This window comes from Nocardia sp. NPDC049149 (assembly GCF_043197455.1).
Taxonomy (GTDB): domain Bacteria; phylum Actinomycetota; class Actinomycetes; order Mycobacteriales; family Mycobacteriaceae; genus Nocardia.
In genome coordinates this window covers 1-21,811 of record NZ_JBICTD010000019.1, presented here as the reverse complement: position 1 = coordinate 21,811, position 21,811 = coordinate 1, and the positions used below count along the sequence as shown (strand labels likewise).

Annotated in this window: 16 protein-coding genes and 2 pseudogenes; 4 read left to right on the top strand and 14 right to left on the bottom strand. The window is 65.0% G+C overall.

Going from position 1 to position 21,811, the window contains the following annotated elements; all coding sequences use genetic code 11:
• Positions 1–43 precede the first annotated feature (43 nt).
• The 6 genes from ACGFNJ_RS42745 to ACGFNJ_RS42720 all read right to left on the bottom strand — a co-directional run bounded on the left by ACGFNJ_RS42745 (position 44) and on the right by ACGFNJ_RS42720 (position 6,622).
• Positions 44–403, bottom strand: a complete 360-nt coding sequence (locus tag ACGFNJ_RS42745) for a hypothetical protein (RefSeq protein WP_393462152.1) — start codon at positions 401–403, stop codon at positions 44–46.
• A 96-nt stretch (positions 404–499) separates the two neighbouring features.
• A complete protein-coding gene (locus tag ACGFNJ_RS42740) occupies positions 500–835 on the bottom strand; it encodes an Lsr2 family protein (RefSeq protein WP_393462150.1) in 336 nt (111 codons plus the stop codon).
• Positions 836–2,002: 1,167 nt separating this feature from the next.
• On the bottom strand, positions 2,003–3,019 hold the full coding sequence (gene yjfF / locus ACGFNJ_RS42735; RefSeq protein ID WP_393462148.1) for a galactofuranose ABC transporter, permease protein YjfF: 1,017 nt from the start codon (positions 3,017–3,019) through the stop codon (positions 2,003–2,005).
• Positions 3,016–4,101, bottom strand: a complete 1,086-nt coding sequence (locus tag ACGFNJ_RS42730) for an ABC transporter permease (RefSeq protein WP_393462146.1) — start codon at positions 4,099–4,101, stop codon at positions 3,016–3,018. The genes yjfF and ACGFNJ_RS42730 overlap by 4 nt, the downstream gene beginning before the upstream one ends.
• Positions 4,098–5,633 carry a sugar ABC transporter ATP-binding protein gene (locus tag ACGFNJ_RS42725; protein ID WP_393462144.1) on the bottom strand — a complete coding sequence of 512 codons (1,536 nt, stop codon included), beginning with the start codon at positions 5,631–5,633 and terminating at the stop codon, positions 4,098–4,100. The genes ACGFNJ_RS42730 and ACGFNJ_RS42725 overlap by 4 nt, the downstream gene beginning before the upstream one ends.
• A 26-nt stretch (positions 5,634–5,659) precedes the next feature.
• Positions 5,660–6,622, bottom strand: coding sequence for an ABC transporter substrate-binding protein (locus ACGFNJ_RS42720; protein WP_393462142.1), 963 nt, complete (start codon positions 6,620–6,622; stop codon positions 5,660–5,662).
• Between the two features lie 196 nt (positions 6,623–6,818).
• On the opposite strand from ACGFNJ_RS42720, the gene ACGFNJ_RS42715 reads away from it, so the two are divergent.
• On the top strand, positions 6,819–7,808 hold the full coding sequence (locus tag ACGFNJ_RS42715; RefSeq protein WP_393462140.1) for a LacI family DNA-binding transcriptional regulator: 990 nt from the start codon (positions 6,819–6,821) through the stop codon (positions 7,806–7,808).
• Between the two features lies 1 nt (position 7,809).
• Here ACGFNJ_RS42715 and mmsB read toward each other — a convergent pair whose 3' ends face one another.
• The 6 genes from mmsB to araB are packed head-to-tail and all read right to left on the bottom strand — an operon-like array spanning position 7,810 to position 15,555.
• Entirely contained in the window at positions 7,810–9,132 is a 1,323-nt protein-coding gene (mmsB, locus tag ACGFNJ_RS42710) for a multiple monosaccharide ABC transporter permease (protein WP_393462138.1), read from the bottom strand.
• Positions 9,129–10,676 (bottom strand): multiple monosaccharide ABC transporter ATP-binding protein, encoded by a 1,548-nt coding sequence (gene mmsA / locus ACGFNJ_RS42705; protein ID WP_393462136.1) that lies wholly within the window; start codon positions 10,674–10,676, stop codon positions 9,129–9,131. The genes mmsB and mmsA overlap by 4 nt, the downstream gene beginning before the upstream one ends.
• Before the next feature lie 3 nt (positions 10,677–10,679).
• Positions 10,680–11,771, bottom strand: a complete 1,092-nt coding sequence (gene chvE, locus ACGFNJ_RS42700) for a multiple monosaccharide ABC transporter substrate-binding protein (RefSeq protein ID WP_393462134.1) — start codon at positions 11,769–11,771, stop codon at positions 10,680–10,682.
• Between the two features lie 14 nt (positions 11,772–11,785).
• Positions 11,786–13,204, bottom strand: coding sequence for an L-fucose/L-arabinose isomerase family protein (locus ACGFNJ_RS42695; RefSeq protein WP_393462132.1), 1,419 nt, complete (start codon positions 13,202–13,204; stop codon positions 11,786–11,788).
• A gap of 18 nt (positions 13,205–13,222) precedes the next feature.
• Positions 13,223–13,891: an L-ribulose-5-phosphate 4-epimerase gene (locus ACGFNJ_RS42690; protein ID WP_393462130.1), complete on the bottom strand. Its 669-nt coding sequence runs from the start codon at positions 13,889–13,891 to the stop codon at positions 13,223–13,225.
• The gene (gene araB / locus ACGFNJ_RS42685) at positions 13,888–15,555 is read right to left on the bottom strand and encodes a ribulokinase (RefSeq protein WP_393462128.1); all 1,668 of its coding nucleotides are present in this window, start codon (positions 15,553–15,555) and stop codon (positions 13,888–13,890) included. Before araB ends, ACGFNJ_RS42690 begins: the two co-directional genes overlap by 4 nt.
• 601 nt (positions 15,556–16,156) lie before the next feature.
• Between araB and ACGFNJ_RS42680 the strand changes: the two genes are divergently transcribed.
• From ACGFNJ_RS42680 to ACGFNJ_RS42670, 3 genes are read left to right on the top strand one after another with little or no spacing between them, the layout of a single operon-like run.
• On the top strand, positions 16,157–17,665 hold the full coding sequence (locus ACGFNJ_RS42680) for a cytochrome P450 (protein WP_393462126.1): 1,509 nt from the start codon (positions 16,157–16,159) through the stop codon (positions 17,663–17,665).
• Positions 17,652–18,419 carry a polyprenyl diphosphate synthase gene (gene uppS, locus ACGFNJ_RS42675; RefSeq protein ID WP_393462125.1) on the top strand — a complete coding sequence of 256 codons (768 nt, stop codon included), beginning with the start codon at positions 17,652–17,654 and terminating at the stop codon, positions 18,417–18,419. The genes ACGFNJ_RS42680 and uppS overlap by 14 nt, the downstream gene beginning before the upstream one ends.
• 11 nt (positions 18,420–18,430) lie before the next feature.
• On the top strand, positions 18,431–19,486 hold the full coding sequence (locus tag ACGFNJ_RS42670; protein ID WP_393462123.1) for a hypothetical protein: 1,056 nt from the start codon (positions 18,431–18,433) through the stop codon (positions 19,484–19,486).
• Between the two features lie 867 nt (positions 19,487–20,353).
• Here ACGFNJ_RS42670 and ACGFNJ_RS42665 read toward each other — a convergent pair.
• Both ACGFNJ_RS42665 and ACGFNJ_RS42660 read right to left on the bottom strand, forming a co-directional pair.
• A pseudogene (locus ACGFNJ_RS42665) lies at positions 20,354–21,252 on the bottom strand (IS256 family transposase); the annotation flags it as partial.
• A gap of 160 nt (positions 21,253–21,412) precedes the next feature.
• Positions 21,413–21,727 (bottom strand): annotated as a pseudogene (locus ACGFNJ_RS42660) (integrase core domain-containing protein); the annotation flags it as partial.
• Positions 21,728–21,811 lie beyond the last annotated feature (84 nt).

The window sequence follows — 21,811 nt, the reverse complement described above, 5'->3', positions numbered from 1 at the left end:
GAACGCACTTAGGCCGCCGACGCTATGGCGTCTACGGCGAAGATCAGGTTTGATGGAGGCGGAGGAGAATCAGCAGGACGCTCAGTGAGCGACGCGCCGTGCCTTTGAATTCCCATGAACCGTCCGATCCTCCGCCACCGCCCAACCGAGCGGGCATCTCGTGCGGCCACGAATCGCCACATTGTTGCAGGCGACCGCAGATTCCTGATGCGGGGTCGTTATGACCTCCGGCGAACGCCCTGACTTTGTCGACGACCCTGACCAGAGCAACAACGACGTCGTTGGCCAAGGTTTCAGCAGCACGATCGGTCAGCACGTCGACCGGCCGCCGAGTCGGCATGTCAGTCAGGATCGTCCCGTAGTGGTGTCCTCGACGCAGGGCGAAGTCGTCGACACCGAGCACCCACGACATCATCAATCACCCAGCGTCGGTACGCATTCCGGGAGGGTCAATCACCGACTCTGTGCCAGATCCACGTTCAGACCGGAGTTGACAAGGCTATGCGTTCGCCTTGTTGTATGCCTCGGTGACGTCAGCTGAGATTCGTCCTCGTGCCGATACTTTGTGTCCGTTCTTGGTTGCCCAATCGCGGATGGCGGCCGAGTCCTCACGGGTAGTCGCTTGGCGGGCCTTGCTGCTCTTGCCCCGCGGTGCGCGTCCGACCTTGCGGGCGTGAGGGGTCCAGTGTTCGAAGATGCCGCGCAGGGTGCTGGCGTTGATCACGGACAAATCGATCTCGTAGCTCACTCCGTCGAGTCCGAAGATCACGGTTTCTTCGGCGGAGGATTTGCCGTCGTAGTCATCGATGAGGGTGACAACAACTTGGCGTGCCATAGGAAATTTCCTCCGTGACTGATGGGCGGTGGGTGTCGGGTGGCAATGGTAGCCGAATAGGCAAGAAGGCCGGGTTGGCTGGATGTTGGATGTCCCAGCGGTGCTGGGGTCTTGGCGAATCCTATTTCGGCTTCAGTATCGATACTCTGCGTCAGAACGTTGTTCGCTTTGCGCATCGAACGGCTGAGGATCCGCAGTTGAACTCCGGATGTGGAACCCTAGAGTTCCGTGCTGGGCGTGTCTGCGCTGGCAGGTGGTGCTGACCTGTGCTGTAGCGCCCACGGGTTCCTGAGCGGCGTGGTCGCGGAGCACGTTGGATGAAAGCTGTTGATTGCAAACAGGATTCGTCTGATGTCGGAAGTCGTCTCCTCGGCGGGGCACCATATAGATGGGAACAGTCCTGACCAGCATCTTCGCAGTGGTCGGTTGACGATCGAAGCTGACTTCGCGCTGTGACGGCCGCCAATCGTTTGTGTCGGTTCAGACCTCGGGGGCGGTTTGAACAACGTCCACACAAACGCCTACCCGTCGTGAACCGTGAGCCTAGCCAGCGGTCAGACGGACACGCCATCGCACGTAGTACATCTGGTCATGCCACCGCCGAGCAGTAGCGGGGGCGTGGTGAAAGTCGGCCGGACGGGATGCTCCGGGGGCATCCCGTCCGGGGGAATCGGTCAAGGCGCTGGGGCGCCGCAGGAGAGTCCTGCGGCCGGGTGGCTTCGCCTCCAACGCCTTCGCCTGGACGGAATCCGTCCGCGCGGGGGATGGTCGCCGCGCCCTTCGGCGACGTCGAGTGCCGATCGTCGACCCGGCCGACATCGCCGAGGTCGCGGCGGCTTGCCTGGCGGCGAAGACCGCGGCGAAAGGCAGCCAGAACCCAGTTGAGCAGGATGTCTGCGAGTTTGTCGGCATAGTCGCGGGGTCGATGTCCGGGTGGTTTTCGAGGTAGGCGAGCATCATGTCGATCGCGCCTTGGTAGGCGGCCGTGGCCCGCGGCCGACTCGGTGACCGCGGGCTTCACTACCGCTACCCAGGTGCTGGACATGGCGTTGTTGTTCGGCTGGGGCGTCCTGGCCGCGCGGATGAGCGGCTATGCCGAATGGAGTACCGTCGTCGCGATCGGGCTGGGCGACACGATGCTCGGCGTTGGGTTCCTGGTGAACATAGCTAATCGGTGGCGGCGCCCGGTGCTCGTCCGCCGAGGGCCCGCTGCAACACGATGAACACCAGCAGTAGAGCGCCGATGACGATCTTGGTCCACCACGAGCTCAGCGTGCCTTGGAAACTGATGATGGTCTGGATGACGCCGAGGGTCAGTACGCCGAGCACGGTGCCGAGGATGAATCCGGAACCGCCGGAGAGCAGCGTGCCGCCGATCACCACCGCGGCGATGGCATCGAGTTCCATGCCGACCGCGTGCAGGCTCCAGCCCGACAGCGTGTAGAAGGTGAACAGGATTCCGGCCAGTGCCGAGCATCCGCCGCTGATCGCGTAGGCGGTGATCTTGGAGTGCCCTACCGGAAGCCCCATCATCACTGCGGACTGCTCGTTGCCGCCGAGCGCATAGATGGTGCGCCCGAGGCGGGTGTAGTGCAGCACCACGAAGGCGGCCGCCACCACAGCGAGCGCCACCAGCAGGCTCACCGACACGAACACGCTGGAACCCAGGTGGATTCGCTGCTGGGCCAGCCGGGTGTAGGTGGGGTCGATGATGGTGATCGAATCGGTGCTGATCACATAGGACAGTCCGCGGGCCAGGAACATCCCCGCCAGGGTCACGATGAACGGCTGGATCTCGAAGTAGTGGATCACCGCGCCCATGCCCGCACCGAACACCGTGCCGCCCACCAGGATCAGCGCCATCACCGGGTAGGCGGGCCAATGGTGCACGGTGACCAGGTCCGCGGAGATCACGGTGCTCACCGCCAGGACCGCGCCGACGGACAGATCGATGCCGCCGGTGAGGATCACGAAGGTCGTGCCGACGGCCAGCACCAGCAGAAACGCGTTGTCGATGAACAGGTTCACAAAGACCTGCGGATACCCGAATGCCGGGTAGCGCGCGACCCCGATGCCGTACATGATCACGAACAGGACCGCCGTGACCAGCGCGGGCACATAGCGATTACTTTGGAGCACAAGCGTTTTCCGCAGTGGCTGGGCCTCGGTGAGGACCGCGTTCATCGATGGATCGCCTCTCCACTGGGTGCAATGTCATGTTCTGCTGGGGCCCCGGGCATCGGTGCCGCGGGCCCGCGGTCTTGGTGCGCCCGCAATACCTTGGCCCGGAAGGCGGGCGACTGGATCAGGCAGACCGCGATCACGACCAGCGCCTTGAACAGCAACGTGGTCTCCGGCGAGACGCCGATGGTGTAGATGGTGGTGGTGAGCGTCTGAATCACCAACGCGCCCAGCACCGTTCCGCCGAGGTGGAACCGGCCCCCGGTGAGGGCGGTACCGCCGAGCACGACGGCGAGAATGGCGTCGAGTTCGATCCACAGGCCCGCGTTGTTGCCGTCGGCCGCCGAGACATTGGAGCTGATCATCAACCCGGCCACCGCGGCACAGCACGCACACACCAGATAGGTGCCCGCGATCAAGCCCCCGGCCCGCACGCCCACCAGCCGCGCCGCCTCGGCATTGCCGCCGACCGATTCCAGCAGCAGGCCAAGCGCGGTGCGCCGAAGCAGCACCACCACCAACACGGTGACCACCGCGACGATCAGCACGGGCACCGGCAGCGCCAGCAGGAACCCGCCACCGAGGACGTGATAGGGGCCACTGTTGACCGTGATGATCTGCCCCTCGGTGAGCAGCTGCGCCAGCCCGCGCCCGGCCACCATCAGGATCAGAGTCGCCACGATCGGCTGAATCCGCAACCTCGCCACCAGGATTCCATTCCACAACCCCAGCGCCGCCGCGACCGCGAGCGCCAGCGTGACAGCCAGCAGCACGCCGCCAACGGCATTCTGATCCGTGAGAGACTCGATGCGGCGACAGGCCAGCGCCCCCGCGATCGCGACCACCGCGCCCACCGACAGATCGATGCCCCGGGTGGCGATGACCAGGGTCATGCCCACAGAGATCAGGACCAGTGGGGCGCCGTAGCGCAGGATGTCGATAAGCCCGCCGTAGAGGTGTCCGTCTTGGAGGCGCACCGCCAGGAAGCCGGGGGAGTGCACGATGTTCACGCTCAGCAGCGCCAGCAACGCGACCGTGGGCCACACCAGCCGGTGGTGGCTCATCTCGACAATCCGGTCTTTCATGAGATCGCTCCGCTCGCAATGGTTTCGGTGAGCCGATCCATCGTCAGGGCGGCGTCGTTGGCGAGTTCGGCGACCAGCCGCCGATCGCGTAACACCTCGACCTTGTGCGAGAGCCGCAGCACCTCCTCGAGTTCGGCGGAGATGAACAGCACCGCCATGCCCTCCTCGGACAGCGCGAGCACCAGCCGCTGGATCTCGGCCTTGGCGCCGATGTCGATGCCACGGGTTGGCTCGTCGAGGATCAGCAGCCGCGGCTGGGTCACCAGCCAGCGGGCCAGCAGCACCTTTTGTTGATTGCCGCCGGAGAGGGACTTGACCGGCAGATTCGGATCGTTCGGCGTGATACGCAGGGCCGCGATGTATTTCGAGACCCACTCGATGCGTTGGCGGGCCGGGATCGGCCGGGCCCAGCCGCGGGCGGCCTGCGCGGCGAGCACGATGTTCTCGGCCACGGACAGTTCGAGGATCAATCCCTGGCTTTTCCGGTCCTCCGGGCAGAAGGCCAGCCCCTGCGCGACCGCGCCGCGCGTGGACCGCACGGGGTTCGCCGCCCCGGCCACCTGGATGCTGCCGCTGGCCGGCCGGTCGGCTCCGAACAGCAACCTGGCCAACTCGGTCCGGCCCGAGCCGAGCAGCCCGGCCAGCCCGACCACTTCGCCCGCGTGCACCGTCAGATCGAACGGGGCCAGGGCGTTGCGCCGACCGCTCACGCCGGTGGCGGTGAGCAGCGGCGCCGGGTCGATCGCCTGGGCGCGCAGGTGGTCGTGCTCGTGCTCGATGCGTTCGAGGGTGTCCACCGTGCTGCCGAGCATGCGGGCCACCAGACTCTTGTGGGTCAACTCCGCCACCTGGTATTCCCCGACCAGAGTTCCGTTGCGCAGCACCGTCGCCCGGTCGCACAGTGCGAAGATCTGATCGAGGAAGTGGGTGACGAACAGGATCGCGACTCCGTCGGCGGCCAAGCGACGCATGAGCCCGAACAGCTGCTGTGCCTCACCGGCATCCAGCGAGGAGGTCGGCTCGTCCAGCACCAGGACTCGCGCGTTCAGGTCGGCAGCCCGCACGATGGCGATGAGTTGTTGCACCGCAAGGGAATACGAGCCCAGCGGTGCGGTGACATCCACGCCCAACCCCATCCGGGTCACCAGCGCCGCGGCGTGGCGGCGCATGGCCCGGAAGCGCACGAGCCCGGCGCGGCGTGGTTCCCGGCCGATGTAGATGTTCTCCGCGACCGACAGATTCGGGCACAGGTTGATCTCCTGGTAGACCGTGCTCACCCCGGCGCGCTGGGCCTGCTGCGGCCCGGTGAAGCGGACCGGCGCTCCGTCCAGCCGGATGGTTCCGGCGTCGACGGCGTGAATTCCGGTGAGTACCTTGATCAGCGTGGACTTGCCCGCGCCGTTCTCGCCCACCAGGGCGTGGATTTCCCCAGGGAACAGGCGCAGGTCCACCGCCGACAGGGCGCTGACCGCGCCGAATCGCTTGCCGATACCCGTCATCGACAGCAGCGGGGTGGTGCTCGATTCCGACATCGTCTCGGCCCCAGCGTTTCGCCGGCTCAGTACTTGCGGCCCGGCAGGGCCGCGGCGGCCTGTTCGGGAGTGAAGGTGGTCTCCTCGGTGACGATGCGCTGCGGCACCGGCTGCCCGTCCTTGACCTTCTTGACCAGCTCCATCAATTGCGGCCCGAGCAGCGGATTGCACTCGACCACGAAGTTCTCCTTGCCGTCGGCCAGGGCTTGCAGGGCGTCGCGCACGCCGTCGATGGACACGATCTTGATGTCCTTGCCCGGCTTCAGTCCTGCCTCCTCGATGGCCTGGATCGCGCCGAGGGCCATGTCGTCGTTGTGCGCGAACAGCACGTCGATCTTCTGCCGGGAGGCCAGGAAGGCCTGCATCACCTCTTTGCCCTTGGCCCGGGTGAAATCGCCGGTCTGCGAGGCGATGACCTTGAACTTGGGGTCGGCTGCGACGGTGTCGGCGAAGCCCTTCTTGCGGTCGATCGCGGGCGCGGATCCGGTGGTGCCCTGCAACTCCGCGATGTTAACGGTCTCACCGGTTCCCTTGAAGGCGTCGGTGACCCACTGCCCGGCCTTGCGTCCCTCCTCGACGAAATCCGACCCGAGGAAGGTGGCGTAGAGCGAGGTGTCCTTGGAGTCGACGGCGCGGTCGGTGAGGATCACCGGAATCTTGGCGTCCTTGACCTCCTTCAGCACGGTGTCCCAACCGGACTGGACCACCGGCGAGAACGCGATGACATCCACCCGTTGCTGGATGAAGGACCGGATCGCCTTGATCTGGTTCTCCTGCTTCTGTTGGGCGTCAGCGAATTTCAGATTCAGCCCGGCGGACTTGGCGGAATCCTGGATGGATTGGGTGTTGGCGGTACGCCAGCCGCTTTCGGCGCCGACCTGAGAGAATCCGAGAGTGATTGCGCCACCTCCCGAATTGCTTCCGCAGCCGACCGCCGCAGCGGTGACGAGGGTGAGGGCGCTGGCGGCGATGACAAGCCTCTTGAACACGAGGACTCCCTTGCGACGAACTCTTTGATACCCGGAGGTTGCTGATAGTGTTAACGCTCACATCGGTCCCGTCAAGAGCCGAACGCACGCCGTACTCTGAATCGAACGGGCGCGAACGCCGCGGAAAGGTGGGATTGTGCGTAACAGGGACACAGCGTTCGAGGGTGTGATGCCGCGGCACACTCGGCCCGCGGTCATGATCGACGTGGCCAAACTGGCCGGCGTCTCCCATCAGACCGTCTCGCGGGTGCTCAACAACAGTCCGCAGGTGCGCCAGGAGACGCGCGAGCGGGTGCTGCGCGCGGTCGAGGAGCTGGGCTACCGGCCCAACGCGATGGCGCGCGGGCTGGTGAGCCGGCGCTCGAAAGTGCTGGGGGTGGTCACCTTCGACACAGTCCTCTACGGCCCGGCCTCCATGCTGCTCGGCATCGAGCGCGCCGCCCGGGCCGCGCACTACGGAGTGAGCATCGTGACCTTGCAGCGGGCCGACCGCGCCGAGGTGCTCGAAGCCGTCGACACCCTCGCCAACCAGGGCGTCGACGGGGTGATCATCATCGCGCCCTTGATGATCGCCGCCGCGGCGCTGCACAACCTGCCCGCCACGCTGCCCGCCGTGGCGGTGGAAGCCGGTCAGGATGCCGGCCTGCCCTCGGCCTCGGTGGATCAGCTCGAGGGCGCACGGCTGGCGGTGCAGCACCTGTTGGACCTGGGCCACGAAACCGTCTGGCATCTCTCGGGTCCCAACGGCTGGCTCGAATCCCGCGACCGCGTGGAGGGCTGGCGACGCACCCTGGAGGCCGCGGGCGCGCCCGTCCCGCCGATCATCGCCGGTGACTGGAGCGCCCGCTCCGGCTACGCGGCGGGCCCGGTGCTGGCCGCGCAACCGAACGTGACCGCGGTGTTCGCCGCCAATGATCAAATGGCGCTGGGGTTGTTGCGCGGCTTCGCCGAACGGGGTTTGCGTGTGCCCGAGGACATCTCGGTCGTCGGCTTCGACGATATTCCCGAGGCGGCCTACCTGTCTCCGCCGCTGACCACGGTGCGTCAGGACTTCGACGAGGTGGGCCGCCGCAGTATGGAATTGCTGCTGCGGTTCGTCGAATCCGATTCCGCCGCACCGCCGCCCACGCAGGTGATCCCGGCCCTGGTCATCCGCGACAGCTCCGGCCCGCCCCGGCTACGCTGATTCAGGTGGCGGCGCGCTTCTTGTTGTAGACGTCGAAGGCGACCGCCGCGAGCAGCACCAGGCCTTTGATCACCAGCTGCCAGTCGCTTCCCACGCCGAGCATGGACATGCCGTTGTTCATCACGCCCATGACCAGCGCGCCAACGATCGCGCCGATCACGGTGCCGATGCCGCCGCTGGCCGAGGCTCCGCCGACGAAAGCCGCTGCGATGGCGTCCAATTCGAAGTTCTGCCCGGCCTTGGGGGTGGCGGCGCCGAGGCGGGCCGCGAAGATGATGCCCGCCAACGCCGCCAGCATGCCCATGTTCACGAACACGAACAAGGTGTTGCGCCGGGTGTGCACGCCCGAGAGCGCCGCGGCCTTCTCGTTGCCGCCGACGGCGTAGATGCGGCGGCCCAGCACGCTGCGATTCATCAGGAACGAGTAGGCGACGATGAGCACCACCAGGATCAGCCCTATGATCGGCAGGCCGTTGTAGGAGGCGAGGATGAAGCCGAAGGTGCCGATCGCCGTCCCCAGGGCCACCAGCTTGGCCACGAACAACGAGCGCGGCCCGGCGGGCAGCCCGTAGGAGCGGCGGCGGCGCCGCAGCCGCAGCTGCGCCCACACCAGCGTGCCGATGGCGGCGGCCGCCAGCAGTAGTGTAAGGCCGTGCAGTTCACCGGTTTTCAGGTGGATCACGATGCCGTTGCGGAAGCCGTCGAAAACCACCGCCCGGACCGGCAGCCAGTTGGGTAGATAGCCGCCGGCGATCTTCACGAAGCCCGGCGGAAACGGACCGATCGACTGCCCCTGCAACAACAGCTGGGCCAGACCGCGGAACAGCAGCATGCCGCCGAGCGTGACGATGAACGCCGGGATCTTCACATACGCGATCCAAAACCCCTGCCAGGCGCCGATGACCGCGCCGAGCGCCAGGCCGAGCAGCACCACCAGCGGCCACGGCAGCTGCCATTGCACGATGGCGATGCCGGTCAGCCCGCCGACGAAGGCGCATACCGAGCCGACCGACAGATCGATGTGCCCGTTGACGATCACCAGCATCATCCCGATGGCCAGCACCAGGATGTACCCGTTCTGCAGGATCAGATTGGTGACGTTGAGCGGGGTCAGCAGGCTGGTGCCCTCGCTGAGCTGCGCGGTGGTGAGGCCCTGGAACAGCAGCACGATGGCCACCAGGGCGACAATCATGCCGTACTGACGGACGTTGCCGCGCAAGGTGTTCCGCAGTGTGGCCAGCGCGCCGAGGCGCGGCGTCCTTTCCGCCTTCGCGACGATCTCGTCGGCGCTCTCGCCGCCCTCCAATCTGTCCAGCAAGGTCACGACGCCACCTCCGTGGCCCTCGCCCCGCGGGTCATCAATCGCATGATCGCCTCCTGAGTGGCTTCGGCGGCCGGTAAGGCACCGGTGATGCGGCCCTGGCTCATCGCGTACACGCGGTCGCACAGACCGAGCAGTTCCGGCAGTTCGGACGAGATCACCAGCACGCCTTTGCCTTCCGCGGCCAGTCGCTGGATGATGAGGTAGATCTCGTATTTGGCGCCCACATCGATGCCGCGGGTGGGTTCGTCGAGGATCAGCAGATCGGGTTCGGTGAAGATCCATTTGCCCAGCACCACCTTCTGCTGGTTACCGCCGGACAGATTGCCGACCTTCTGGAACACCGTCGGCGTCTTGACCGTCAAACGCGTCCGCAGCTCCTCGGCAACGGAGACCTCCGCATGGGTGTCGATCACCGAATGTTTCGACACCGCTGCGAGATTCGCCAGCGTCAGGTTGCGGCGGATGTCTTCGTCGAGGATCAGGCCGTACTGCTTGCGGTCCTCCGAGACGTAGGCGATGCCGGCCTCGATGGCCGCCGGCACTGTCGAAACATTTACGGGAACACCATCTTTGCGCACCACGCCGCGGATGTTGCGGCCGTAGGAGCGCCCGAAGACGCTCATCGCCAGCTCCGTGCGGCCCGCGCCCATCAGCCCGGCCAGACCCACGATCTCGCCGCGCCGCACCTGGATCGAGGCGCCCCGCACCACCTGCCGTCCGGCGATGGTGGGGTGATCGACGGTCCACTCTTCGATGTCGAAGAGCACTTCTCCGATCGCGGGGTCGGTCCGCGGCGGGAAACGGTGGTCCAGGTCGCGGCCCACCATGCCCTTGATGATGCGGTCCTCGGTGACGGTGCCGTCCACCTCGAAGGTCTCGATGGTGTGACCGTCGCGCAGCACCGTGATGGAGTCGGCGACGGCCAGCACCTCGTTCAGCTTGTGCGAGATGAGAATCGAGGTGATGCCCTGACCCCGCAGCTCACCAAGCAGGGCCAGCAGACTGTCGCTGTCTGCCTGGTTGAGCGCGGCGGTGGGCTCGTCCAGAATGAGCAGCCGCACCTGTTTGGCGAGCGCCTTGGTGATCTCCACCAGCTGCTGTTTGCCGACACCCAGTGCGGCGACCAGGGTTTCGGGGTCCTCGATGAGCCCAACGCGCTGCATCAGCAGCATGGCCTGCCGGTTGGTCTCCTGCCAGTCCAGCAGGCCGCCGCGGGCGCGTTCGTTGCCGAGGAAGATGTTCTCCGCGACCGACAGCTGTGGCACCAGCGCCAGTTCCTGATGGATGATCGCGATGCCTGCCGCCTCGCTGTGCCGGATGTCCTTGAACGCCATTTCCTGCCCGTCCAGCAGGATCCGGCCGCGGTAGGCGCCATGCGGGTACACCCCGGACAGCACCTTCATCAAGGTCGACTTGCCCGCGCCGTTCTCGCCGACCAGTGCGTGGATCTCGCCGCGGGCGACCTCGAAATCGACCTCGTCGAGCGCCTTCACACCGGGGAACTCCATGGTGATCGCGCGCATTTCGAGAATGTGCTCGGTCATGGGTTACTGCAGGTCCTTGTCGGTGTAGTAGCCGGTGTCGATGAGCGCCTGCCGATAATTGGACTTGTCCACCGAAACCGGCTGCAGCAGATACGACGGCACCTTCTTGGCGCCGTTGTCGTAGGTGCTGGTGTCGTTGGTTTCCGGGGTGCCGCCGGTGAGCATGGCGTTGGTCATCTGCACCGCCCGCTTGGCCAGTTCCCGGGTGTCCTTGAATACGGTCTGGGTCTGCTCGCCCGCGATGATCGACTTCACCGAGGCCTTCTCCGCGTCTTGGCCGGTGACGATGGGCATCTTCTTGGCGCTGCCGTAACCGACGGCCTTGAGCGCGGACAGGATGCCGATGGACAGCCCGTCGTAGGGGGAGAGCACCGCGTCCACGTTCGCTGCGGCGTAATGGGCGGAAAGCAGGTTCTCCATGCGGGATTGGGCCGTCGCGCCTTCCCAGCGCAGGGTGGTCACCTGCTCGACTCGGGTCTGACCCGAGCGCACCACCAGCTTGCCCGCGTCGATCAGCGGTTGCAGCACCGACATGGCGCCGTTGAAGAAGAAGAACGTGTTGTTGTCATCCGGGGACCCGGCGAACAGTTCGATGTTCAACGGCGCGGGTGCGTTCGGCGCGCCCAGCCGTTCGACGATGTACTTCGCCTGCAGCACACCGACTGTGAAGTTGTCGAAGGTGGCGTAGTAGTCGACGTTGGCGGTGTCGCGGATGAGCCGGTCATAGGCGATCACCGCGACCTTGTTCTGTTTGGCCTGGTTCAGCACTCCGGTCAGCGACTTGTTGTCGATGGCCGCGATGACCAGTGCGTTGGCGCCCTGGGTCAGCATGTTCTCCAGCTGCGACACCTGGTTTTCGATGACGTCCTCGGCGTACTGCAGATCGGTGGTGTAGCCGAGCGCCTTGAACTGGTTGACGATGTTGTTGCCGTCGGCCACCCAGCGCTCAGAAGACTTGGTGGGCATGGAGATTCCGATGCGCTTGCCGCCGGAGGAACTGCCCGGGCCGCTGTCGACAGAACAGGCGGCGGCTGCGAGCAAGGTCAGGGAGCCGCCCGCTATCCCGAGGAAACGGCGGCGATCGATGCCGGTCATGTGGTTCTCCTAGCTCAGACCTGGACGAATTCGATTCCGGACAGTCGGCAGAACACCTGCCAGTCCGCGGCGTGGCGGCCCAGGTTCATGACCTGGTGGTGCGGTCCGCCCGCGGCCAGCCAGCCGTCCATGCAGGCGCGCACACCGGTATCAGGGCGGAATTGGCCGTAGGGCATTTCCAGCTGCGGCAGCGCAGACGCGTCGAGCACCTCTCCCTCGGCGACCACCAGCCGGAACCGTTCGCCGCCGAGCGATACCAGACACGCAAGTGTGGCGGGGCCGGGTCGGTAGCGGAACAGGAAGGTCGGCGGGGCTTCGAGTTTGCCGATACCGAGTTCGCGGTGGATCAGCCGCACCGGCTCGTCCGTGCGTGCCACCCGCCAATTGCCCTCGCCCATATGACTCATCAGCAGCGAGTCCGAGGAGAAATCCATCGCGTACATCTCGGTGAAGTGGGCGTCACCGATGAGCTGATGCCCGGCATAAACCATCGAGGCCGCCAGCGCGTCGCCCTCGGCGCCGTAGCCGTAGCCCTTGGCCATCAGGCTCGACGCCGCCGCCAATGGCAGGCGCCGGAACCGGCCGTCTTCGCCGATGGCGTCGAAATGCGTGGAGTAGGCGCGGTAGCCGCGGTCGCGCAGGATGTGTTCGATGGCGAGCTGCATGCGGACGTGGTCCTCACGCTCGACCGCGGTGAGGGCCTTGTCGATCTCGAAATGCGCGTTCTCCCACGCGATCAGCTCGGCAACCTCGGCGTCGGGCACAGCCAGCGCGCCGCGGTGCAGGTCACCCGGCGCGAGGAAGCTGATCTCCGGGCCCAGTGTGCGCAGTAGGGCGTTCTCGTCGACGCGGATGTCGCCCATGTCGTTCATGGCGTAGCCGAAAACGCCGACCTTCAGCGACTTCCACGCCGTGACCGCCCTGGACGCGCGCGCCCAGCGGTCGACCCGCTCCCGGAACCGGGGTGAGCGCCAGTCGTCGGTGATCACCTCGAAGGGACGATCGGCGCGCACCAGCGCGTTGGCGGTGTCCTGCGCGCCGTGGATGCCCTGGTTATACGTCATATCCGCCATGTCCCACGCGGCGGTCACCGCCGGTTCCGGCTGAATATTGGCCAGCAGCAGGGGCATTCGGTTCTCGTTGAACAACCGTGCGACTCGCATGGCCGGGCCGTAGGTCAGCATCACGACAAGGACGCCGTCGAGATCGGCGTTGCCGAACTCGCGCATGACGTCCTCGGCGTCGGCGCGGTCCTTGACCGGGCGGCCGATGGTCCAGTCGGCGACGTCGCCGAGCTGCTCGGCGATCGCCTCGGCGTAGCCGCCCTGGCGTTCGGTGATGCCCGGAATCATGTGGTCGTAGAGGGCCTGCATGATGCCGAGCAGGCCGATGCGGGGCTTGCGAGTGGTGGCGGGTGCCAGGGAGGCTGTCACGGTAGGGAACTCCTTGTCTCAGCGCTGGCCGTAGACGTTCTGGTAGCGGTCATGCAGGCGGTCCACCTCGTCGGGCGGAATGGGGATCGGCCTGCCGAGTGCGTGCGCCAGATGCGCGGTGCGCGCCACGTCCTCGCACATCACCGCAGCCTTCACCGCCGCGAGGGGATGCGGACCGATGGCGAAGACGCCGTGGTTTTTCATCAGCACCGCCGGGGACCGGTGCCCGGCAAGGGTTTCCACCACGCCGCGGCCGATCTCGTCGCCGCCGATGCGGGCGAACGGCCCGACCGGGATCTCCCCGCCGAACTCGTCGGCCATCGCGGTGAGCACACACGGAATCGGTTCCGCCCGCGCGGCCCACGCGCTGGCATAGGTCGAGTGGGTGTGCACCACGCCGCCGACGTGCGGCATGTGCCGGTAGATGTAGGCGTGCGCGGCGGTGTCGCTGGAGGGCGACAGCGCACCGTCGACCGGCTTGCCGTTGAGATCGCAGACCACCATCGTGTCCGCGGTGAGGTCGTCGTAGGAGATCCCGCTGGGCTTGATGACCAGCAGCTCCGCGTCCGGCACTCGGGCCGAGACGTTGCCCGCGGTCCACACCACCAACCCCCACCGCGTCAGCTCGCGGTGCAGGTCGACCAACTGCGTGCGCAGTCCGGCGACGGCGTTTTCGATCGTGTTCATCGGACGGCTACCTCCGTGCGTGCGGCGTTGCGAATGCGGCGCAGCCGGTGCAGCACGTCGGTGCCGCCGCGGCCGAAATGGTCGTGCAGGGCGCGGTACTCGGCGTAGAGCTCGGAATAAGCCGCAACGCGATCAGGGTTCGGCAGATACGCGGCCTTGTCGATCCGGCCCATCGCCGCCGAAGCGGCACGCACATCCGGATACGCGCCCGCGGCAACGGCCGCGTGGATGGCGGAGCCAAGTGCGGGGCCCTGCTGGGAGGCGAGCACCGACAGCGGCAAACCGGTGACGTCGGCGTAAATCTGCATGAGCACGGTGTTGCGGACCAGACCGCCTGCCACGATCAGTTCTCGCACGGCAATGCCGGAGTGCGTGAAGGATTCGATGATGGTGCGGGTGCCGAAGGCAGTCGCCTCGAGCAGCGCGCGGTAGATATCCTCGGGACGGGTGGATAACGTCAACCCGATCACGACACCCGACAGGTCGTGATCGACCAGGACGGATCTATTGCCGCCCAGCCAATCCAGGGCGATCAGTCCGTGTTCGCCGACGCGCTGGCGGCCGGCCAGTTCGCTCAGGTACTCGTGCGGGTCCAGGCCGAGGGCTGCGGCCCGGCCCCGATAGTCGGCAGGCAGGGCGTTGTCGACGAACCAGGCGAAGATGTCGCCCACCGCGCTCTGTCCGGCCTCGTAACCCCAACTGCCGCTGATGATTCCGCCATCCACCACCCCGCACATGCCTGGTACCTCGGCCAGCTGCCCGGCGTTCATGACGTGGCAGGTGGAGGTGCCCATCACCGCGAGCAGCTGGCCGTCCCCGACGGCCTGCGCCGCAGGCGCGGTCACGTGCGCGTCGACATTGCCGACGGCGACCGCGATCCCGGGACGCAGGCCGGTCCACCGCGCCGCCTGCTCGGTCAGGCCGCCGGCACGACCGCCGAGCGGTGACAGGGGATGGGCGAGCTTGTCGGTGAAATCGGCGAAGCCCGGATTCAGGGCGGCGAGGTAGCCCGGGGCGGGCCAGGCACCGTCCTGGTGCTGGCCCTTGTAGCCTGCGGTGCACACATTACGGGTCTCCCGCCCGCACAGTTGCCACACGATCCAATCTGCCGCCTCGATGAATCGCGTTGCAGCAGCGTAGATCTCGGGATCTTCCTCCAGCATCTGCAGGCCTTTGGCAAATTCCCACTCGCTGGAGATGCGGCCGCCGTAGCGGCCGATCCACGATTCGCCGCGCTCGTGGGCCACCGCGGTGATGCGGTCGGCCTGCGCCTGTGCGGCGTGGTGCTTCCACAACTTCGGATAGGCGTGCGGGCGACCCGCGAACTTCGGGATTCGGCACAGCGGCGTGCCGTCGGCCATGGTCGGCAGCACCGTACAGGCCGTGAAATCCGTGGCGATGCCGATGATCTCGGCCGGATCGATGCCAGCCGTCCGTACCGCCGTTGGAACTGCGACCCGAAGCACGTCGAGATAGTCTTCGGGATCCTGCAGCGCCCAGTCCAGCGGCAGCGGGGCTCCGTTGGCCGGTAGGTCGTGCTCGATCACCCCGTGCCGGTACTTGCACACCGCCGCCGCGACCTCGGCCCCGTCCCGCACGCGCGCGACCAGGGCGCGACCGGACAGCGTGCCGAAATCGACACCCACCACATACGTGTCCGCCATGCATTGCTCCCAGCTATGTTAACGCGCACATTGTTACTCAGGTCACTGGGCTGATGTCAAGGCTTGGGCTCGACCTCCGATGCGCCGACCTGTCAATGTGCCCATCTACCAGCAATTTCGGATAGACAGCCAGGGTCGGGTCGGAATGCGGCAGGGCACCGGGCTCGTACGCCGGTGGTGTGACTGATTGTTAACGCTCATCCGAGGCGTCGAAGAGCGCGACCTCGGTCGGGCGAGCACCGGGATTCGTTGTGGGCTTATCGGTTTTCCTGATCTCGCGCGCCAACACTCTGCGCGGCGGCGACGCGCTGCGGGAACCGATCGCCGCTGGTCATGGTTAGTGACGCAGCCGCGATCGCAGCGAGCGTAAGCAGGACCCGACGGAGCGGAGCTCGTCGAACACGGAACAACCCGCCTAGTCCGAGCTTTGTTGCGCATGGTTCGCTGCAAATCTGCAGCGTTGTAGCCGCAGACTTCCCTGGGCGGGGAATTGTGTCGGATTGTCGCTATCGTTCGCGTGTGTGGCCGGTGTCGGGCGGGCCGCAGTCCGCAGCGTGATGGGACTGGTTCGTGTTGCGCTGCCCAGAGCACGGATGCGGTGATGAGCAGAGTACGACAGGAATGGCTGCCAGCGCGGGGGGAACGGGGCGGGCGTATCCCGACTGCGCCCGGGGGATTGCCGGTTATCGGACATTTGCTTCCCCTGTTGCGGGATCCGTGGTCGTTCGTGGCCTCATTGCCTGCGGTGGGCAGCGGCCTCGTTCGGATACGGTTGGGTCCGCTGAGTATGGTGGTTGTGTGTGATCCCGGACTGACTCATCAGGTATTGCACAATGATCGGGTATTCGACAAGGGCGGCGCGATTTACGACGCCATTCGAAAAATGCTGGGCGACAACATATTCACCGTCCCCCATGACGTGCATCGACGGCAGCGGCGCGTGGTGCAGCCAGCGTTCCAGCTCAACCGCATGCCGGGATATGCCGCCGCGATGACCACCGAGATAGGCTCCGTCCTCGACAGCTGGACCGCCGGTGAGAACATCGACGTGGGGCAGGAGATGCTGCGCATCACCACGCGAAGTTTCCTCGCGGCCATGTTCTCCGACAGCGTGAAATCTGGTGCGCTCGAGCGCACGATCGACGATTTCATGACGATCGCGCGTGGCCTGTATCAGCAGATGCTGTGGCAAGCGGCCCCGGGTTGGTTACCTCTTCCTGGCAGTCGTCGCTACCACAAGGCGCGAATGCGTTTGCGTCGAACGGTTACCCACATCGTCGCGCAACGGCGCAGTGGTGGTGCGCATTACGATGATTTGCTATCGAGTTTGCTGGCATCGCACGAAAACGAGACGGCCGCTGGCGTCGACCCCGGGTTGGACGATGAAGAAATCTACAACCAGATCGTCGTATTCTTCATCGCGGGATCCGAGACCACAGCCGGTGCGCTGGCTTGGTCGTTGTTGATGCTGTGTATGCATCCGAGGGTGCTGGCGCAAACGCTGGACGAAGTGGATCGAGTGGTCACCGACGGCACGGTCCGGTATGAGCAATTGACTCGATTGAGCGTAACCACCCGTGTGCTGACCGAGGCGATGCGGTTGTATCCGCCGGGCTGGATGTTTACCAGAACCGTTACTGTGGACACCGAACTCGGCGAATACTCGCTGCGTCGTGGCACGAGTCTCGTCTACAGCCCGTATCTGCTCCACCACCTCGACAGCCAGTTCGCCGAGCCGCATCGGTTCGATCCGGACCGATGGATCGGTCGTTCACCGAAAGACCGTGGCAGCGCGTATCTTCCGTTCGGTGCCGGGCCACGGGCGTGTCCGGGCCAAGGTTTCGCGATGACGGAAGCCACGCTGACGCTGGCCTCCATACTTCGCCGCTGGCAGCCGCGTCCGCACCTCGATCAGCCGGTCCGGTCTGTCCTAGCGGTGGCCATGCGCCCGGCCGAATTCCGGATGCGCCTGATCCCACGCGAACCGGCGTCGATTCAGTCGGCGTCGACACCAGAGGGTTCGGACGACCGCGGCTACCGGGGTGGCAGCGAGGAGTCCCACGCCGTGGTGATTTCTCCGTCGGAACGGGACGACGATGCGCAGGAATAATCGTGGCCACGCGGAGGAATTCACGCATCGGCCCGAGGCGACTGTCGCGAGCGTGCGTCCGGCGTTGCCGGTTCCCCAGCACGTGGCGGTAATCCTGGACGGTAATCGGCGGTGGGCGGATCTACATGGCGTACCGGTCGCGGAGGCGTACCGGCTCGGCGCGACTCGAGTACGAGAGTTGATGGTCGCGTGCGACGACGCGAGAATTCCGTTCGCGACGGTGTGGGCCTTGTCGCGCGACAATCTCCGCCGAGGCGCCCCTTCCGTGCGCGCGATCACTCGAGCTGTGACAACCGAGTTGGTCGCGATGGCCGACATGCGACGCTGGCGAATCCGCCCGATGGGTACCTTGACGGACCTGCCCGACGATACGGAGCGGATTTTGCGGGAGATAGCACGAGCCACCGCGGACTGTTCAGGCGCAGTGCTGAACGTGGCGGTGGCCTACAACGGCAGACGCGACATCGCCGCCGCCGCGAGCGCACTGCTCAGCGATTCGACGCACCGACTCGCTCAGCTCGACCTGGCTCAACTCGAACATCAACTCGCACAGAGACTCTGCACTGCCGGACAACCGGACATCGACCTGCTGATTCGCACCTCGGGCGAGCAGCGACTCTCTGATTTCATGCTCTGGCAAGCCGCCAACGCCGAGTTGTATTTCACCGAAACGCTGTGGCCCGACTTCGACGCCGAGCACTTCGAGCTGGCATTGCGGTGTTACGGCCAAAGACTCCGCCGATACGGCGAATAAGGATCGATACTGTGACTATCGCAGCGAGACTGTCTCTTCCCGTTCTGGTGTACCCCTATCCTCGCCTGATCCATCCGGAGACGGATCAGGCCGAACAGCACATGCTCGACTGGCTTGCTGGTCATCGCCTGATCCAGCACCGTCAGGTCCGGGATGCGTTTGTACGCACCGGTTTCGCGGGGCTGGTCGGGCAGGAGTACGCGGCAGCCGACAGTGAAGGTCTGCGATTGGTCGCCTGCTTCTACGGCTGGATGTTCGTCATGGACGACTTTGTCACCGATAACGCCGCATTCGGCACCGATCTCGGCAAGCTCGCCGCATTCACCGCATGGCTGCGCGAACTGTTCGACGAGCCAACCGCGCCGGCTCATTTCGAGATGGGCCAGGCGGTCACGGAAACAATGGACGGCACCGCAGCCGAATTCTGTCACCAGATCGCCGCCGCAGGTGCGGACCTGTTCACCGCCCTCGCCAACCGTGCCACACCATCGCAGTACATGCGGTTCGTCGCTGAGATGAGCTACTACTTCCAAGGTATGCACTGGGAGGCCGGTCATCATGTGGCGGGGACCATGCCCACTCCGGAGGCGTACATGATCGGCCGCCGAATGACCAGCGCCACCCCTGCAGGCCTCGCCTTACAAGACATCGCCGCCGGCTACGAAGTACCCGCCAACGACTACCACCACCCCCGTCTGCGCCGACTGCGGACCATGACAGCAAACATCAACTCCTGGTCCAACGACATATTCTCCTACGGCAAGGAGCGTGATTCCGTCGGAGCCGAAGCGCTCAACCTGCCAGCCAGTCTCATTCACCACCACGGCCACACCGAACAGTCCGCCCTGGACGAAACCGCCCGACGCCACAACAACGAAGTGACGAACTACCTTGCCGCCGAACAAGCCGTGGCACACGACGCCGGTCCCGAAACAATCCGATTTCTCGAAGCCATGCGCACCATGCAACGCGGCTTCTACGACTGGGGTCTCGCCACCGCCCGATACAGCGTCGCACACCACTTCATCAACTGTCCCACCCCAGACGCGACACCCCCACCGATCTGAATTGCGCCGCGCAGACCTCCAGATAGTCCCCACGGCCCACATGAACCGCGACTGACCCGCGTGCCATCCGGGATTGCGCCGCCGCACGGTCAAGTTTCAGGTGGGTGATGCAGTCAGATAGCGGGTCCTCGACACGTGCACGGTGAGATCGTTGTCACCGGCTTGATTGGCTAGTGAAAATGCGTCGGCATAGCACCGTTGTCGTGGCAGGTTACGTTACGCCACGGGTCCACGCCAAGCCCCTCGAGCAAAGCCTTGAGTGATGTGGAATCCCCCTGGTGGGTCGGGAGACTCATTGGTGTGACAGCTCGGCGGGTTGCCGGGCTGGTTGTTGAGCGTAGTAGGCGGTCTCCATCTCGGCGGGTGGCAGTCCATTCGAGTCCATTGGATGTCCGTCCTGGTCTTTTCGGCCAGACGTCATCCAGCCTGGGCCGGGGTGCTATTCCAAGTCGAGCTGCGGCTCGCCGATCCGGCGCATGCTCATTCAGTGGCATGGTCAGCTAAGCGCTGTCACTGGTCACGGCCTCTCGGCTGCTCGGGAGAAGTTGGAAATTAGAATGCCTGGCAATTCGAATGATGTGTCATCTGATCTATTCGATGCGACTTACCGGTCTAGAATGAGGCGTATAACAATTTTTCTGGATATCGCAGAGGCGCACTCGGTGGTCCTCGATCGTAAACTTCACGTTATTGGATCTTCTTCTCGCTGACGGGTGGGGTGTTGATTTCTTTTGTATGGAGCGGATGCGGCACGGGCCGGTCGAGCTGACGATATTTGCTGGTGATGTGCCAGAAGTTTGGGTGAAGACTTGTGCGCGACATACGAGTTCGTCACTTATGCGGTTTGGGTATGAATGATCTGGTGATGGCGGTGTCGGTCGTTCCGACCCTGCCTCGGGCCTCAGTCGGCGCGGTATAGACGGGTTTGAGATCTTTGCTGATCTCGTCCCAATACTGGCGTGACGCATACCGAAACGTGTTGCGTATCAAGTGGATTACACATGTTTGGACGATCGCGAGTTCCCAGACGGTGTTGATCGCTTCGGGCAACCCTTTCAACCCGTCGCAGACGGCGATGCACACATCAGCGACGCCACGGTTCTTGATCTCGGTCAACACTGCCAGCCAAAACTTCGCGCCCTCGCCACCGTCGCCGGCCCAGAGCCCGAGGATGTCGCGTTCACCGTTGACGGTGACCCCGATGACCACATAGATCGGCCGGTTCGCGAACTGGCCGTCCCGGATCTTGACGTGGATGGCGTCGATGAAGATCACCAGATACACCCGGTCCAACGGCCGGTTGCACCAGTCGGTCATCTCGCCGACGACTTTGTCGGTGACCTGGGAGACGGTGTCTTTCGACACCGACGCGCCATAGATCTCGTCGAAATGCGCCGAGATCTCGCCGGTGGTCAATCCCTTGGCCGTCAACGACAACACGATCTCATCGACCCCGGTCAACCGCCGCTGGCGCTTCTTGCCGATCTGCGGCTCGAACGAGGAGTTGGTATCGCGTGGCACGTCGATCTCGACCGGCCGATCTCGGTGAGCACCTTCTTCGACCGAGATCCGTTGCGGGAGTTAGGTGTTCCCCGCCCAGCCGGATCGTGTTTCTCATAGCCGACATGCTCGGTCATCTCCGCCTCCAGGGCGGTTTCGAGCACGGTCTTGGTCAGCTGGTTCAACAACCCACCAGGGCCCACCAGATCGACACCCCGCTCCTTGGCCTGGGCCAGCAACGCCTCGGCCAGCTTCTTCGGATCCATCGCCTCAGCCACGGACTCGATGATCTCTGACATCAATAGATCCTTCCCACCGAACCATCAGGTTCGACGCGTCAGACCGAGATCAGATCCACCGACTATCTGACAGTCCCGTGACCCATGGTGAGCTCGCGAGTTGAATCCCCCCGGTGAGTCCGGAGACTTATTGGTGTGACAGCTCGGCGGGTTGCCGGGCTGGTTGTTGAGCGTAGTAGGCGGTCTCCATCTCGGCGGGTGGCATGTCACCGCAGTATTGGTAGAGCCGCCGATGATTGAACCAATCCACCCATTCGGCGGTGGCGAACTCGACGTGATCGAGGTTGCGCCACGGCCCGCGTGGTTTGATCAGCTCGGCCTTGAACAGGCCGTTGATCGTCTCGGCGAGGGCGTTGTCATAGCTTGATCCGACCGCCCCGACCGACGGCTGAATGCCAGCCTCGGCGAGTCGTTCGGTGAGGGCGATCGAGGTGTATTGGCTGGATTCAATCGGTGGAAGCAACACCGGTTTGTTGTAGCGATTGTAGGTACTCGTTGAAGGCTTCGGCGGGTGTCTTCCATCCGA